This window comes from Allofrancisella guangzhouensis (assembly GCF_000815225.1).
GTDB classification, from domain to species: Bacteria; Pseudomonadota; Gammaproteobacteria; order Francisellales; family Francisellaceae; genus Francisella; species Francisella guangzhouensis.
Map to the genome: position 1 here is coordinate 1,532,257 of NZ_CP010427.1, position 14,952 is coordinate 1,547,208.

The window sequence follows — 14,952 nt, forward strand, 5'->3', positions numbered from 1 at the left end:
ACTCTTAAATCCAACTTGCAACATCTAAAGCTGTATACGTAAGTATAATTTTAGCGCCTGCTCTTTTCATAGATGTTAGTATCTCTATAGTAATAGCTTTTTCATCTACCAAACCTGCTTGAACAGCAGCTTTTACCATCGCATATTCACCACTTACATGATAAGCAGCTATTGGTAGATCAACAATATGACTTAGTTCATTAATAATATCAAGATAGCTTAAAGCTGGTTTTACCATAATAAAATCAGCACCTTGCTCAACATCTGTTATAGCTTCTCGAATAGCTTCTTTTTTATTACGGTAGTCCATCTGATAAGTCTTACGATCACCTTTTAGCGAAGAGTCACAAGCACTTCTAAATGGACCATAAAAAGCTGAAGCGAATTTTACTGAATATGACATGATTGCTACAGTTTCAAAATTTGCCTCGTCTAATGCTTGACGCATCGCTATAATCATACCATCCATCATACCGCTTGGAGCTACTATATCAGCTCCAGCTTGCGCGTGAGAGACAGCCGTTTTCTGTAAAATCTCTAAAGTTATATCATTATCAACGTATTGATTTTGATCTAAAACCCCACAATGTCCATGAGGAGTGAAACTACACATACAAACGTCAGTAGCAACTACTAATTCTGGTGCAAGCTGTTTAATTTTTCTAATCGCTTGTTGTGTAATTCCATTAGGGTCATAATTTTCAGATGACATTAAATCTTTAGTTTTTGGCACCCCAAATATCATTATGCTTTTGATTCCAGCTTTCGTAACTTGCTCAACAAGTTCATCTAACCTATCTACAGACCAATGATACTGGTTAGACATACTTGAAATTTCTTTTTTTATATTTTGACCATGTACTACAAATATAGGGTACATTAAATCATCTATACTTAAGCTAGTTTCAGCAACTATATCTCTTAAGTTTTGTGTCATTCTAAGCCTACGTGGTCGTGATACTGGGAAACTCATATTTTAATCCTTATTTCTTTTTATTAGGATTTTTTCTATATAAAACTAAAATATTACCTATAATCTGCACAAGCTCACACTTTGTTGCTTGAATTACCCTTGCAGATAACTCTTCTTTGTATTCTTTAGGTGCCCGAAAAACTTTTACTTTGATTAACTCATGTGTTGCTAATGCTAAATCAATCTCTAAGAGTACATTTTCTGTTAAGCCTTTTTCTCCTATTAAAACCACTGGTTTTAATTTATGAGCTAAACTTTTTAATTCTTGTTGTTGTTTTACATCCATTTTTTTACCTATTTTATAATCTCTAATATTAAATTTTCTAAAATCAATTCTTTATCAACATTTTTGAAATTTGCAAAGTAATTCTTTGCCTCTAAAGCTTGTCTATATATTTTATACACCTTATCACTATCTAATTTTGTTGCAAGATATTTAATAACAGCTAGCTTATCATAGTTTGCTATAATCTCGCTCCCTTTATCTAGTTTATAATAATATATATCTATAATTATACTTGTAAGCCAGTATAAAGCATCTTTATAATAAGAAGCTATCTCCTTTAAAAAAAGATTTATATTAAACTGATTTACTAATACCTTCATAAGTAAATTTCTAGTCTGCCAAAAATGTTGTTCAAGCTTAATTTTTACTACGATATTTACATCTCCACGAGCTATTTGTAAAGATTTAGCTACACCATCTTTTGACATCTCAAAGACGTATTTAAGATAATTAAGCTTATCTTCTTGGTTAAGCTTTATATCATAGACTAATGATCTACTTTTTATAGTTGCTAATACATTATTATAATCGCGTGTAAACATTAGAAAAAAAGTATCTTCTGTTGGCTCTTCTAACGTTTTTAAAAGAGCATTTGCGGCTGAAATATTGAGAAAACTTAACTCTTCAATAATTATGATTTTAGCTAAATTATTATAAGCTGTTAACTCACAATTTTTTATAATTTTTTTGACTTCTGCTACTTTTATCTCGTCACTTTCTGTTCTCGCGACAGTGATATATGGACTATCTTGGTAGTTTTCTAGCTGTTGGCCTAAAATAATCTGACATAAAGAATTAATAAAACTTTCCAACAGTATGGCATCTTTAACTCTAAAAATAAAAGCGTGATGTAAAGTTTTAGCAGATTTTTGTTCAAAAAAAATATCAAGAAGCTGACTATGAGTTTTAAGCTTTAACACTTCAATCCTATATTATTTTACGTGCATATAAAAAGTTAGTAATCATACTCTTAACATATGCTAGTTTTGACTTTAAAAACCCTTTTTCTTTTTTCCTAACAAAACTAACCTCATAAACATTACTTTCTTTATCAAGGTGCCTAATTATATAATCATCATAAGTTTGAATTTCATCTACCAAACCTAGCTCTAAAGCATCTTTACCGAACCAATATTCACCAGTAGCAACTTTTTGCATATCTAAGTTTGGTCTATATATTAGTATATGCTTTTTAAATAACTCATGAATATTGTGTAAGTCTTGTTTAAATTTTTGGCGTCCCTCTTCTGTATTCTCACCAACAGTAGTTAAAGTACGTTTGTATGCTCCGGAAGTATGCATTTCGACATCTATGCCATTCTTTTGCAGCAACTCTCTAATATTAGGCACAGTCCCTACCACACCAATCGAGCCAACTATAGCAAACGGTGCTGAAATAATTTTATGTGCAACAGCAGACATCATATAACCACCACTTGCAGCTATCTGATCTATACACACTGTCAAGTTTATGCCTGCTTGGCGTATACGCTCTAATTGAGCTGCAGCAAATCCATAACCATTAACTACGCCACCAGGACTATCAATTCGTACCACAACTTCATCTGTAGTATTAGCAACGCCTAATATAGCTGAAATTTCTTTACGTAAGTTTTCAACTTGAGAAGCATGAATATCGCCTTTAAAGTTCAAAACAAAAATCCTATTTCTTGAACTTATTTCTTTAGTGTGTTTTTTTTGTTTTTTAAGGTAGCTTTTATATTCTTTTTTGTCTAATAGTGTCTCTAAAAGTTTTTCTTTGGTTTCTTTATATTCACTACCTAGCTTATTAATTTCTAGCTTACCTTTTGAAAGCTTAGTTACCTCTTGTTTTGCCTTTGCTAACAATGAAAAAAAACTTCCTAAGACAAATACGATAGTAAATATAACTACTAACGCACTTAATATAAAAAATACAAAATCTATAAATCCTTGATACCACATAATTACCTACCTATGAACTCGTAAGGTTTTTAACAGCGAATCATTAGCATTTCCTTTTAAATTTGCTTTTTTAATAGAATCACGTACAAAAATACGCTTTTTATAATTATAAATCGCACCAAAACTCTCATCTATAATAAAGCCTTCAGCTTCAAGAGAGATCAAATACGCTGCTATATAGCAATCTGCTAACGTAAAACTTGAGCAGATAAAAAAATCTGTTTCTGTAAAAACTTTTTCAACAGCCAAAAAGCTATCTTTTAGATTCTTAAATAAAGAATCAAGCTTAGCTTTATCATTACGGTTTTTTTTAATTTCATCCAAAACTGGATACCACTCATTATCTATTTTATCTAGAGACAAACGGATTTTGATCCTTTCATTTACCAAACTTGGTAATAATCCTGGTGCTGGAAACCTCTCATCGATGTAAATTAACAGCGCCTTTCTATTATTTATACTATAATCTTTTTCTTTTAAAACTGGAAATATACCATCTGGCGAGATCTTTTTTAACATCTCTGATGATAAATCTCCTGATTCTACTACCTCCATATTCATCTTTTTTTCCGCTAGAGCGATTCTTGCTCTTAGTGAGTATGGACAGTATTTAGCTGTATATAATGTTACTTTCATCAAACTTGCCTTTATAAGATTAAAACAATTAAAACTCTACTTATTGTTTGCTATAATTGTGAGTACTAAAAACTAATATGAAATTTTACCATATTTGTGGATAACTACAACACAGACAGCGAAGGCTTTTTGTTAGACTTTAATAATTGGGACGTAATTTTCTGTCAGGCAACAGCTTTAGAAGAAGGTATAATATTGTCTAGCGATCATATGGTAATTATTAATTTTCTTAGAAGTTTTTATAATAAATACGAAAAATCACCGGCGATAAGAGAGCTCATTAGCGCATTAAAAAAAGAATACAATGATAAACTAGGCAATAGTTTGTATCTACAAAAACTATTTCCAATCTCTCCAGCAGTTCAAGCTGCTAAACTAGCTGGACTCCCAAAACCTAAAAGATGTATATAAGAGGAAGGTATGACTAAAGTATTATGTAAAAAATATAATCAAGAACTAGATGCTATTCCCTACAAGCCTTTACCAGGCGAATTAGGAGAAAAAATTCAAGCTGCAATTTCGAATAAAGCTTGGCAAGATTGGCTTGCTCACCAGACGATTCTGATTAATGAATATCGCCTTAACTTGATAGAACCAAAAGCAAAAGAGTTTTTACAAAAAGAAATGCACAAATTCTTATTTGAAAATAAAGAGTAAAGCCCGCCCGCCTTAGACAAAACTATGCTTTTGGTATAGGATATGCCGTAAATCATTAATAATTATTGGATACGCTTGCAATGTATAATCTCTTGAAAAAAAACATATTTTTAGTTTTTATAGCTTTAATATATTTGTTATTCATCGGGGCTACTCCTTTATTTGACCGTGATGAAGGTTATTACGTTTCTGTTGTAATAAATATGCTTAATAACCACAATTACTTATTACCTACTTATAATAATGAATATTGGCTTGAAAAACCTATACTATTATATTGGTTGATACAAACTTCCATACTATTCTTTAGTAAAAGCATCTTTGCCTTTAGACTTCCCGCTGCTTGCTGTGGGATACTGCTAATTATGTCTATGAATTTTTTGCTTAGAAAAATCATAAAGGATAAAACATTTTGCCTTATTATTTGTGCTTCTACAGCATTTATGCCTTTGTTAATAGTTATATCTAGAACTACTATGATAGATGTTCCTTTAGTTCTTTTTACAACTTTGACTTTGTTATGTTTTTTTGCAGCTACTGAAAAAGATAAAACTTGTGATAGAAAATGGTATTATTTTTCATGGCTATTTTTAGGCTTAAGTTTTTTAGCTAAAGGGCCTGTAGGTATAGCTATAATATTGCCAACTATGTTTATATATTTGTTAATACAACGTAATTTTTGGCGTGTTTTTTTTAGAGCAAACATACCCATTGGCGTACTAATCTTTTGTATTGTTAATTTTTGGTACTTTTTAGTGTTTTGGAAGCTTGGGTATAAATTTTGGAATGACTTTTTTATCCAACAAATATTTAATAGGAGTTCAAAAAGTTTAGTTGGTGGCACAGCGATATTTGCAAATTTAGGTGGTACATTTTTTTATATAGCTACGATCTTATTAACTACAATCCCATTTATTGCTCCAGCAGTATCAGGATTTTTATTAGCGTTAAATAAAGGTTTAAAGTCTAGGGAATCGATCTGGGATAAACTAGCTTTACTATCAGCTATATTTAGTGTTATTACTATAATAATATTTAGCTTATCTGCTACTAAATTACCCTATTACATACTACCAATTTACCCTTTTTGGGGTATCTTAGTGGGATATTTCTGGTTAAATATTAAAACTAATAATAACTTCTTTATTCCATACAAAAATGTCTTTTGGTCAGTATTTTACCTAAGCTCATTACTTATTATTATAGTTAGTTTTATAGCACCTTTTGTTATTTATTTTGGTTGGAACAGCATTAATAATGCAGTCAAAAGAGATCTTAATCCGACTGAATATGCATTACCTGCAACTTTACCTAGTCATTTATGGGTTTTGTTTTTACTCGGTATTATAAGTATTTTAGTGATTTTTATATTTAGACATTTTTATCGTAAAAAACATATTAACTACATGATATTGACTACCATTATTGGAGGATGTTTATATAGTTTGTTAGCTATACTAATATTTTTTATTTCTATCTCATGGTTACAAACACCAGCGATAAATATGGCCAAAGAGTTAAAAGGCAGACTGACTAAAAATTCAATCGTTAGTGAGATAGCAATTATTAAACCATCACTTCATTACTACCTTAACGCAGATAAAATCAATGATTACGCTCTTGCAACAAAGTACGTAATGTCAAATAAATCACAAGGTATAGAGAATTATACGATTATAAATGATTTAAATGAACTAGATGCTAATGTATCTGGTAAATATCCATACTATCTAATAACAAGAGATGGCTTAGATATTGACTATAAATCAAAAAATATTAGCATAATAAAGAATTTTCATCCATACATAATACTAGGTAACGATAAGGCAAAACAACAATGGAAAAACCACAATACATAGAAAAATATAAACTTATAAAATATTTACAACTCAAATACTCAATCTTACCTGTAGCTATAATGGTTATTTTTAGCTACTATTTTATAGATGTAGGAGTTGAAAATTTAGTTTTACTTATCCCAGAACACATCAGATCGATTTTTAAAGTTATAACTTTTCTAGGAGATTCAAGTTGGATAATAATTTCAACCTTACTAATAATTATTACTTTAACTATATGTAAAGTTAGAAAAAAAGAAGCGATATCTTCTCACAACATATATAAACTCTTATCTCCTAGTGTATTTATACTTTCCAGTGTTATTTTAAGCGGAATTTTAGTTCAAATTTTAAAATGTATAATTGGTAGAGCTAGACCAGTACTTTTTAGCGAGCATGGAGCAGCATATTTCCATCATTTTAACTTTTTTGAAGCTAATTTCTCAAGTATGCCTTCTGGACATTCTACAACAATAGGTAGTCTGTTTGCTTGCTTAATGCTTATATTTCCAAAACATAGATACCTATGGCTAATTTTAGCAATATTTACAGCATCAACGAGAATCGTAGTTTTAAAACATTATCCTAGTGATGTAATATTTGGCTTAGCTTTAGGCATATATACATCTATTTACCTCTTTAAAATTTTTTGGAGCAAACAGTAATAACAAATAGTTTGTACTACTTGTCAGAAAATTCTTTCTGACAAACACTACCTAACTACTGCTTTGCTCAATATATCAACTATATCTTGATAACCATTTTTTCCTGCAATAGACATAGGGGTTTGTCTATCCTCTGCAGCCTTGATTGAATCAGCGCCCTTTTCTATTAATAGCTTAACTATTTCTGTACGTCCATATTGGCAAGCAATAAATAAAGCGGTTTTTTTATCTTTTCTATGCGAGTTTAATTCTGAATTCTTTAGCTTTTTCCTTTTATTTTGAAAAGGGCTAACAAATTTAATTGGCCTTGCCAAGCTTACATTTGTTCTGATTTGCTTAGGATCTACTATTTTTTGTGATGTACTGATATTTTTTTTATAAAAACTTTCTCGTTTTTCTTCTTCATGCGATGAATCTCGATCTTCGTATCTACCTAATAATAGCCTAACTATCTCTAAATGACCTTTTTTACAGGCAATAAATAAATGGGTTTGTCCATTAGGTCCTGATGGAATGGTTATGTCCACTTCACGGTTCATTAATTCTTCAACTATTTTTGTATGGCCATGATAACAGGCAATATATAGGAAACGACGATCTGTGTAATATCCTTTATCATAAATATTTTTTAGTACTCCGTTCTCATAATCATATATATTTCCTATTATTTTCTCTGAATAAATTTTATTAAATTTTTCTATTGATTCACTAATAATCCTTTTATATGCTGAATTTTCTAAACTGTGAGTTGATGCTGATGATAGTCTATTATCTTTGTAATGTTTTTCTCCTCCTTGTTCACTCGATTCGAATGTCCTATTTAAAATAGAAAGCTCTTCTGTAATGAAATTATAAACATCTTCCATATTATTATTCATTGCACTTATTTTACTTCTAGTATAAGTTGCGCGCTTTTTGTGATGCTTCCACCTCCAGCTATTTATATATCCGTTTAACTCATTGAGTATATCAAGCCTAGCATTTCTAAGTTTCTGTTGGAGGTCCGAATCAAGCCTATCTTTATAAGAGTTAATAACTAAGCTTTTACTAATGTCATCCGCGGCATAAACTAATACATTTAAAGTAAAAAGGGGTTGTTGTCCAGGTATTATATTCGTAGGCACCCCTACCTCAGAATTAAGAGTCCTCAAAATATCATCAATCAAAGATTCAGTTTGGTACCTGGAATAATCAACAGGTTTACACGCAACCACTTCTAACTTTTTAGGCTCAAACAATTTTATAAGATCTTGATTAGCAGTAGTTGCAACTACCACGTTATGTTCCATACCATTTAAGTGAATACAAGTATCATAATCACTGCTAGAAAGGCTATCAACTAGTAGCTTTAAAAACTTTTTATAATCTTGTTTAGTTCCAATAAAAGGTTTATCAAATATTGTTACATGATTTGCTCGAAAAAACGAGGTACTATAAATTGATTCCCCTTTTTTTAAGTTACTTAAGTCCTTTAACTCATCTAAAGTAAATCGTAATGACGTAAATCGGTTAAACAAACTATCACCAACATGTCCATCTATACTTTTCGGTCGTTGCGCATGATCAGATACAGCTTTAATAAAGTCAGCTAATTTGGTATACCCAGTATCATTAAACTGCTCATTTACGATGCCTTTTGTAAGCCTACCTATCGTTTCGTCAAATATCTCAAGATGGTGATATAGGTACGCTCGACTCCATAAAACAGCGAGACCGAAATCTAAGTCTTGTGTTTGTGGTAAGTCTAAAGCGGTATAATAATCACTCCAATCACATTTTTCTGAAATATCTTTTATATTTTCTATTAAGTTTTTGTAGTAACTCATTAAAAATATTTTCCTTGTAAATATCACATTCGTAAGTCTTAAATATAATTATAGCCAAAATAAGTAATTTATCAATAAAACTAATATATAAATAATAATATCAATACTCAAATATTTTTTTTGTTAATTTATTACATCGAATATTATAATCTAACATCAATTAGAAAATTATTTTACCAATTAGCACATTGCGGTTAGCGGCTGTAAAGCCAATGACAGCTACAACTGTTTGAGCTTTGTGACCATAGCAACAAAAAACAAGTTGGCTGAGCGAAGTCAAAGCCTAATATTTTTATGGTTTTGTCAAACCCATTTAGACAAGCTCAATGAACTCTTTTGCGATTAAATCAACAGTTTCAGATTATTTAATAAACCAGACTAAAGTAAATAAAGTTAAATTATAGGTACTAAACTTTTAACTAACTTTTATATATATATATTTTGGATTGATAGTGTCTGCTAAGAGTTTGTTTTCAAAATCTATTCTAAGCAAGATACCAATTGTGTAGCACATGATTAACAAGCTACTACCCCCATAACTTATAAATGGTAACGTTAAACCTTTTGTTGGCAATATTCCTGTATTAACTCCCACATTTACAAATACCTGAAAACCCATCCAAAAGCCTATACCATAAGCTAAAAATGCTTGGTAATATCTCTTTAACTCAAATGCTAGCTTAGCGATGTTAATAGCCTTTAAAACTATAAATAAATAAACTACCAATAATATCATTAGACCAGCTATGCCTATCTCCTCAGCTATAACTGATGTGATAAAATCAGTATGAGCCTCTGGCAAAAAAAACTGTTTTTGAACTCCATTGCCTAGTCCATCACCAAACCAACCTCCTCTACCAAACCCAATAAGTGCTTGTACCAGCTGGTAGCCTGAGCCGTTGGCATTTTCCCAAGGATCCAAGAAGCCTGTAATCCTATGCATACGATATGGAGATATAATTACTAACATAGCTGCCATACTTAACATGCCTGCTAAAAGCAAACCATACCATCGTACTTTGCTGCCTGCAACAAAAAGCATACCTAAAACACAGATCGATATAACCACCGTTGAACCAAAATCAGGCTGCATAAGTAAAAGTATTGCTATACACCCTAATAAAGTTATAGGCACTAGAATGCCTTCTTTAAAATTTCTCATTTTCTGAAGATTTGTAGCAACATAACCAGAGAAAAATATTATAGCTAAAAGTTTAGCTAATTCTGCAACTTGAATATTAATAATTACCAAAGGAATCCAGCGTCTTGCTCCATTAACGCTTTTACCAACTCCAGGCACTAATACAGCCACTAGCACTATAAGCATTATAAAAAAGAAAACATTAAAGTTTTTCTCATAATTTTTTGTAGGAACCAATAGAGCTACTAAAAATAAAAATACCGATACAATAGCAAAAAAACCCTGACGGATAGAGTAAAAAAAAGGATTATTATAATCATTCATTGCAACAACCATGGATGCAGAAGTTACCATAATCCATCCAAATGTAAGTAGCCCTAGCATTATAAAAACTAGTGAAATATCTATCTCTAGCTTTGCCCTGACCCTTTCTGTTTTTGCATTTTGTCTTGTTAATAAAAGCTTTAGTCTATATAACATTAAGTTGGTTTCCTAATTACTGTTTCAACTGTAGAATCAATTTTTCAAACACTTGACCACGTTCAGCATAACCACTAAACTCATCAAAACTAGCGCATGCTGGAGATAACAACACTATATCTCCACTTTGAGACTTCTGATGTGCTAAATTAAAAGCATCCTTCATATTATCACAAAGTTGATTTTCGCAGTAGTTACTAATCTGTTGGTTAATATAATATCTATCTCTACCGTATATAACTACAAATTTGACAGATTTTTGTAAAACCTCTTTCATCAAGGTAAAATCACCACCCTTGGCTATACCTCCTAATAGAAGGATAATATTTTTATTAACTGTAATACTTTTTAATGCTGCTATTGTAGCACCGACATTTGTCCCTTTAGAATCATTAATATAGCTAACTTGGTTAACTCTATCAACCAACTTACAACGGTGCTCAAGACCATTAAAAGTTTTTATTACTCCAATAGCTTTGCTGATATCTACATTTAGTTTTTCCAAAATATTAAGCACTACTATTATATTTTCTAAATTATGGAGCCCAAATAGTTGCGTTTGTGATATATCTAGTAGCTTTAAAGAGCCTTTGTAAATACTATTATCTATTAGAGTGTATTTTCCAGTATATTTTAAGCCTTTGCCATCAACATCATAAATAATAAAATCTTTGCTGAAATTTTCTAAATTTAGCTTTGATTGAGTATATTCAGCTAAATCTTTATATCTATCTAAGTGATCTGGTGAAATATTAATCACACACCCAATTGTAAAATTTGCTTTTTGTAATAAATCAATTTGAAAGCTTGACAATTCTATTACACAAAAATCAAACTCATCTGCTAGTTTAGAAAGTGGCGATATACCAATATTACCAGTAAGGATGCTTTTATAACCTAATTGATTTAAGACATAGTTAAGTAGTGTTACTATTGTACTTTTACCATTAGAGCCAGTAATTGCTATAGTTTTTACATCTGTATGTTCTATTTGCTTATAGAAAATATCTATATCATTAGTTAATTTATTCTTATAGTCTTTAAGCTGGCTATATGGGTGCTTATTAATTGGAATACCTGGGCTTAATGCTACTAGATCATAACTGCCTAAATTATAATCTAGAAACTCTTGATCATTATGAGAAATATCTATCTTTAAGTTGCTAAACTGTTGCAAAAAATCATATATAGCTTTTCCGGTAGTTCCAAATCCTACTAGTAAAACTTTATTGATTTTACATCCATTGAAATAAAAGTCAGACACTATCTAACCTTAATAGCAATTAAGCCTATTAGAAATAATACCACTGAAACTATCCAAAAGCGTACTACTACTTTTGTTTCTGGCCAACCTTTTAGTTCAAAGTGATGATGGATCGGAGCCATTTTAAAAATTCTTTTGCCATTTCTTAGCTTATATGACCCTACTTGGAGGATTACAGAAATAGCCTCTACCACGAACAATAATCCCATGATAAAGAATATTAACTCTTGACGAATCATAACAGCTATTACACCAAGCACAGCTCCTAATGTGAGCGAGCCTACATCTCCCATAAACACTTCAGCTGGATGAGAGTTAAACCACAAAAAAGCCAAACCAGACCCACAAATTGCCGCACAAAATACAGCTACTTCTGCAAGACCCTGTTTACTGAGGTAGTTAAATAAAAAATAGTTTGACAAATTATAGTTAGTTTCAATATAAGCATATACCCCTAATCCAGCAGCAACAAGCACAACTGGCAAAATTGCTAAACCATCTAAACCATCTGTTAGATTAACAGCATTACTACTACCGTTTATAATGAAAAAAGTTAATATTGTAAAAAGCACTATTCCCATAGGGATGTATAAATCTTTAGAAAATGGAATAGATAAGTTCATTTGGCCATTTTTTTCCAAAAGGATAAATAATACTATCGCTAAAACTACAGAAAAAAATGATTGTAAAGCAAATTTATGTTTTGCTCGTAGCCCCTTTGGGTGCTTAAGTACAAGCTTTAGGTAATCATCAAAAAAACCAATAGCTCCAAAGAATAAAACTACAAAAATTAGGATCCAAAGATAGATACTACTTAAATCACCCCATAATAACGATGATATAACTATAGATAATAAAATTAAGACACCCCCCATGGTAGGAGTATTTTTTTTTGAAAAATGACTTTTTGGACCCTCATCACGAACCACTTGCCCGATTTGCATTTTTTGAAGCCAGCGTATCATGGGGGAACCAAGTAATAAAGTTATAAGTAATGATGTAATAGCAATCATAAGTATTCTCATAGAAACATAACTACTGAATACTTCAAAAGCCGAAAAATACTGACTAAGCCATTTAAAAAGATAGATTAACATACAATTTTTATCTGAAATAAATTAACTACATTATATTATAGTATATCTAGTTATACTTTTACAGAGCTTTAGAATCCTTAAGTTCACACTATAACTATACATAGCCAAATCCATTACAGCAAGTGCATTTAATATTTTGTCCAATAAAACCAGCCCCTTTACAATAAACACAAATAGGATGAAATTTAGCATTATGCTCTCTACCTACAGTTACTCCACCTTTTTGCTTATTTGGATAAAATTTAACATCGTCTCCTCTACCTATAGTTATTCCACCTTTTTGTTTATCTCGATAAAGTTTAGTATTAGGTTCTTTATTTATAGCTACCTTTTCTTTAAAAAATTGCTTTTTTTTCAATTCCATAGCGTTTCTAGTCGCATGCCCTCTATATATAGATTGAATTTTTGTAGCTGCTTTAATTTGTGTTTGCTGCTCTTTATACCACTGTTCATTTAGCCCAGGGAATGTTGGAGTTAGACATTCTTCTTTATAATCACCCTCATTATAAAAGTTATCTCGTCGAGTATTTATAAATCCTTTCTTTTGTTTTGTTTTATTCTCTAAAATCTCTTCTGACGAAGGAAACCTATTACTGTAGTGTATAGCACTCTGTTCAATTATAAGCCAATCAAGAGCTTCCCTATATGATTTAAATACCTTACCAGTATCGACAAAATTATAATCTGTGTTATCCAAATAAAGATACCCTGAAATTTCTAAGTATTCTTTTATTATCTCGGCAGTACTTGGATAATATTTTTTCTGAGAATCATCTTTGTACCCTCTTTTTTCCCAAAAGCCGCTCCCAATTTTAAGTGAAATACAAGCCGCTTTTATATTTCCTAGCCTACAAAATTGTTCTTTTAGTAGCTCATCAGGAAAATCTTCATATTCAGGCCCGATTTTCTCCTCATAATAACGAAAAAATTCATCACCCATCACTAATTTAATTATTTCGCTATTAGGTAAACTTCTATTAGGAATATATGGTTTAACGAACGAACCAATTCCTGATTCCTCTAAACCTCGTATTGGAACCCAAGTATTAGCAAACCCAGCTTTAGCAGAATTTTTACCACTTGATAGGTAAAAAATATACCCATCTATAACACATATTTTTCTTTCCTTAAATGTTGCCAATAGAATTTTCATTTTTTTCCTATATTTAATTACGGTTTAAAATAATAGCCATCGAATGCTAAATTACCTATACAATCTGACACCTATCTGCTCCAATAAATTTTTATTATAGCTAGTTTAATTATAAGCTTAAATCGATAGTTACAATGTTTATCATCTCATATCTATAGCCATTTTACTAAAGTAAGAATATACAAATATAGGAGCTTTTATATATAGTAAATATTAATAAGTGATGATTTTTTTTAATAGCTCTAATATACTTGCATAACGAATTAGTAAAAAAAACTCTATATATGGAAGAAATTACTGTTCTTACTATCTTTTATAGCAATTTTATAATATCATCATATTTGTAAGGATAAGAGAAACATCATTGATTTGATTTTTCATATGTAATTTCAGTTTTTGTTTGAATATAAAATTGTCATTATTCAGTCCATACAACTAGTCAGATTCAATATCTGGATAATAATAAACTAATAAAAAATTAAAGAGAATAAAATGAACAATAAATTACAAGGTACAGTTAAATTTTTTAACGAGCAAAAAGGTTTTGGATTTATAACACCTGAAAATGGAAGCAAAGACGTTTTTGTACATATTACTAAACTAAATGGCTCAACTCTTTCTGAGGGTCAACAGGTTGCTTTTGAAACACAAGAAGGTAGGAAGGGTCCTGAAGCTATAAATATTGAGGTGCTGTAATGCCTAGTATTAGAGTAGATGAACGCAAGCCATTTGACATAAGTCTAAGAAACTTTAAACGTGCTTGTGAAAAAGCAGGTATAAAGCAAGAGTTAAGAGATAGACAACACTATACAAAACCAACAGAAAAAAGAAAAATAGCTAAGCGTTTAGCTATTAAAAGAGCTAAAATTGCTACCAAAAAAGCTTTTAGCTATTAATAGAATTTTTTACTCAAATCTTAATTTATTCTCTTGGTGGTAAAAACCAAAAGCCACCATACCTCAAAATTTAGCATTTTGTGATACTTTATAATT

General features: G+C 30.7%; 16 protein-coding genes. 6 read left to right on the plus strand and 10 right to left on the minus strand.

The genetic code is table 11. The features are described 5' to 3' along the window. Positions 1-4: 4 nt before the first annotated feature. Genes hemB through sspA form a run of 5 tightly spaced genes read right to left on the minus strand, consistent with a single transcriptional unit; the run spans position 5 to position 3,839 of the window. Positions 5-973, minus strand: coding sequence for a porphobilinogen synthase (gene hemB, locus SD28_RS07155; protein WP_039125446.1), 969 nt, complete (start codon positions 971-973; stop codon positions 5-7). Between the two features lie 10 nt (positions 974-983). Beyond that, positions 984-1,259: a ribosome assembly RNA-binding protein YhbY gene (yhbY, locus tag SD28_RS07160; protein ID WP_039125448.1), complete on the minus strand. Its 276-nt coding sequence runs from the start codon at positions 1,257-1,259 to the stop codon at positions 984-986. An 8-nt stretch (positions 1,260-1,267) separates the two neighbouring features. Further along, a complete protein-coding gene (locus SD28_RS07165; protein WP_039125450.1) occupies positions 1,268-2,179 on the minus strand; it encodes a DNA polymerase III subunit delta' C-terminal domain-containing protein in 912 nt (303 codons plus the stop codon). Between the two features lie 7 nt (positions 2,180-2,186). After that, entirely contained in the window at positions 2,187-3,203 is a 1,017-nt protein-coding gene (gene sohB, locus SD28_RS07170) for a protease SohB (protein WP_039125453.1), read from the minus strand. A 6-nt stretch (positions 3,204-3,209) separates the two neighbouring features. Continuing rightward, complete coding sequence (gene sspA, locus SD28_RS07175; RefSeq protein ID WP_039125454.1) at positions 3,210-3,839, minus strand: transcriptional regulator SspA; 630 nt, start codon at positions 3,837-3,839, stop codon at positions 3,210-3,212. Between the two features lie 96 nt (positions 3,840-3,935). On the opposite strand from sspA, the gene SD28_RS07180 reads away from it, so the two are divergent. The 4 genes from SD28_RS07180 (at position 3,936) to SD28_RS07195 (ending at position 6,999) form a co-directional block, all read left to right on the plus strand. Beyond that, positions 3,936-4,250 (plus strand): TusE/DsrC/DsvC family sulfur relay protein, encoded by a 315-nt coding sequence (locus SD28_RS07180; protein ID WP_039125456.1) that lies wholly within the window; start codon positions 3,936-3,938, stop codon positions 4,248-4,250. A gap of 9 nt (positions 4,251-4,259) precedes the next feature. After that, complete coding sequence (locus tag SD28_RS07185) at positions 4,260-4,496, plus strand: oxidative damage protection protein (protein WP_039125459.1); 237 nt, start codon at positions 4,260-4,262, stop codon at positions 4,494-4,496. An 80-nt stretch (positions 4,497-4,576) separates the two neighbouring features. Further along, positions 4,577-6,355, plus strand: coding sequence for an ArnT family glycosyltransferase (locus SD28_RS07190; protein WP_039125461.1), 1,779 nt, complete (start codon positions 4,577-4,579; stop codon positions 6,353-6,355). After that, positions 6,334-6,999, plus strand: a complete 666-nt coding sequence (locus SD28_RS07195; RefSeq protein ID WP_052251902.1) for a phosphatase PAP2 family protein — start codon at positions 6,334-6,336, stop codon at positions 6,997-6,999. Before SD28_RS07190 ends, SD28_RS07195 begins: the two co-directional genes overlap by 22 nt. 47 nt (positions 7,000-7,046) lie before the next feature. On the opposite strand, the gene SD28_RS07200 is transcribed toward SD28_RS07195, so the two are convergent. The 5 genes from SD28_RS07200 to SD28_RS07220 all read right to left on the minus strand — a co-directional run bounded on the left by SD28_RS07200 (position 7,047) and on the right by SD28_RS07220 (position 13,960). After that, positions 7,047-8,825 carry an ankyrin repeat domain-containing protein gene (locus SD28_RS07200; protein ID WP_039125463.1) on the minus strand — a complete coding sequence of 593 codons (1,779 nt, stop codon included), beginning with the start codon at positions 8,823-8,825 and terminating at the stop codon, positions 7,047-7,049. Positions 8,826-9,240: 415 nt separating this feature from the next. Further along, positions 9,241-10,446, minus strand: coding sequence for a putative lipid II flippase FtsW (ftsW, locus tag SD28_RS07205; protein WP_039125465.1), 1,206 nt, complete (start codon positions 10,444-10,446; stop codon positions 9,241-9,243). Between the two features lie 16 nt (positions 10,447-10,462). After that, the gene (murD, locus tag SD28_RS07210) at positions 10,463-11,710 is read right to left on the minus strand and encodes a UDP-N-acetylmuramoyl-L-alanine--D-glutamate ligase (RefSeq protein ID WP_039125467.1); all 1,248 of its coding nucleotides are present in this window, start codon (positions 11,708-11,710) and stop codon (positions 10,463-10,465) included. Continuing rightward, positions 11,710-12,807: a phospho-N-acetylmuramoyl-pentapeptide-transferase gene (gene mraY, locus SD28_RS07215; protein WP_039125469.1), complete on the minus strand. Its 1,098-nt coding sequence runs from the start codon at positions 12,805-12,807 to the stop codon at positions 11,710-11,712. The genes murD and mraY overlap by 1 nt, the downstream gene beginning before the upstream one ends. Before the next feature lie 94 nt (positions 12,808-12,901). Beyond that, complete coding sequence (locus SD28_RS07220) at positions 12,902-13,960, minus strand: IQ calmodulin-binding motif-containing protein (protein ID WP_039125471.1); 1,059 nt, start codon at positions 13,958-13,960, stop codon at positions 12,902-12,904. Between the two features lie 492 nt (positions 13,961-14,452). On the opposite strand from SD28_RS07220, the gene SD28_RS07225 reads away from it, so the two are divergent. Together SD28_RS07225 and rpsU are read left to right on the plus strand one after the other, a co-directional pair. Further along, positions 14,453-14,656 (plus strand): cold-shock protein, encoded by a 204-nt coding sequence (locus SD28_RS07225; RefSeq protein WP_039125473.1) that lies wholly within the window; start codon positions 14,453-14,455, stop codon positions 14,654-14,656. Next, a complete protein-coding gene (gene rpsU / locus SD28_RS07230) occupies positions 14,656-14,856 on the plus strand; it encodes a 30S ribosomal protein S21 (RefSeq protein WP_039125476.1) in 201 nt (66 codons plus the stop codon). The genes SD28_RS07225 and rpsU overlap by 1 nt, the downstream gene beginning before the upstream one ends. The last annotated feature ends 96 nt before the right edge of the window (positions 14,857-14,952 follow it).

Coding starts and splice junctions, on each gene's coding strand:
- hemB (WP_039125446.1), bottom strand. CDS start 973: ATGAGTTTCCCAGTATCACGACCACGTAGGCTTAGAATGACACAAAAC.
- yhbY (WP_039125448.1), bottom strand. CDS start 1,259: ATGGATGTAAAACAACAACAAGAATTAAAAAGTTTAGCTCATAAATTA.
- sohB (WP_039125453.1), bottom strand. CDS start 3,203: ATGTGGTATCAAGGATTTATAGATTTTGTATTTTTTATATTAAGTGCG.
- sspA (WP_039125454.1), bottom strand. CDS start 3,839: ATGAAAGTAACATTATATACAGCTAAATACTGTCCATACTCACTAAGA.
- SD28_RS07185 (WP_039125459.1), top strand. CDS start 4,260: ATGACTAAAGTATTATGTAAAAAATATAATCAAGAACTAGATGCTATT.
- SD28_RS07190 (WP_039125461.1), top strand. CDS start 4,577: ATGTATAATCTCTTGAAAAAAAACATATTTTTAGTTTTTATAGCTTTA.
- SD28_RS07195 (WP_052251902.1), top strand. CDS start 6,334: ATGGAAAAACCACAATACATAGAAAAATATAAACTTATAAAATATTTA.
- SD28_RS07200 (WP_039125463.1), bottom strand. CDS start 8,825: ATGAGTTACTACAAAAACTTAATAGAAAATATAAAAGATATTTCAGAA.
- ftsW (WP_039125465.1), bottom strand. CDS start 10,446: ATGTTATATAGACTAAAGCTTTTATTAACAAGACAAAATGCAAAAACA.
- mraY (WP_039125469.1), bottom strand. CDS start 12,807: ATGTTAATCTATCTTTTTAAATGGCTTAGTCAGTATTTTTCGGCTTTT.
- SD28_RS07220 (WP_039125471.1), bottom strand. CDS start 13,960: ATGAAAATTCTATTGGCAACATTTAAGGAAAGAAAAATATGTGTTATA.
- SD28_RS07225 (WP_039125473.1), top strand. CDS start 14,453: ATGAACAATAAATTACAAGGTACAGTTAAATTTTTTAACGAGCAAAAA.
- rpsU (WP_039125476.1), top strand. CDS start 14,656: ATGCCTAGTATTAGAGTAGATGAACGCAAGCCATTTGACATAAGTCTA.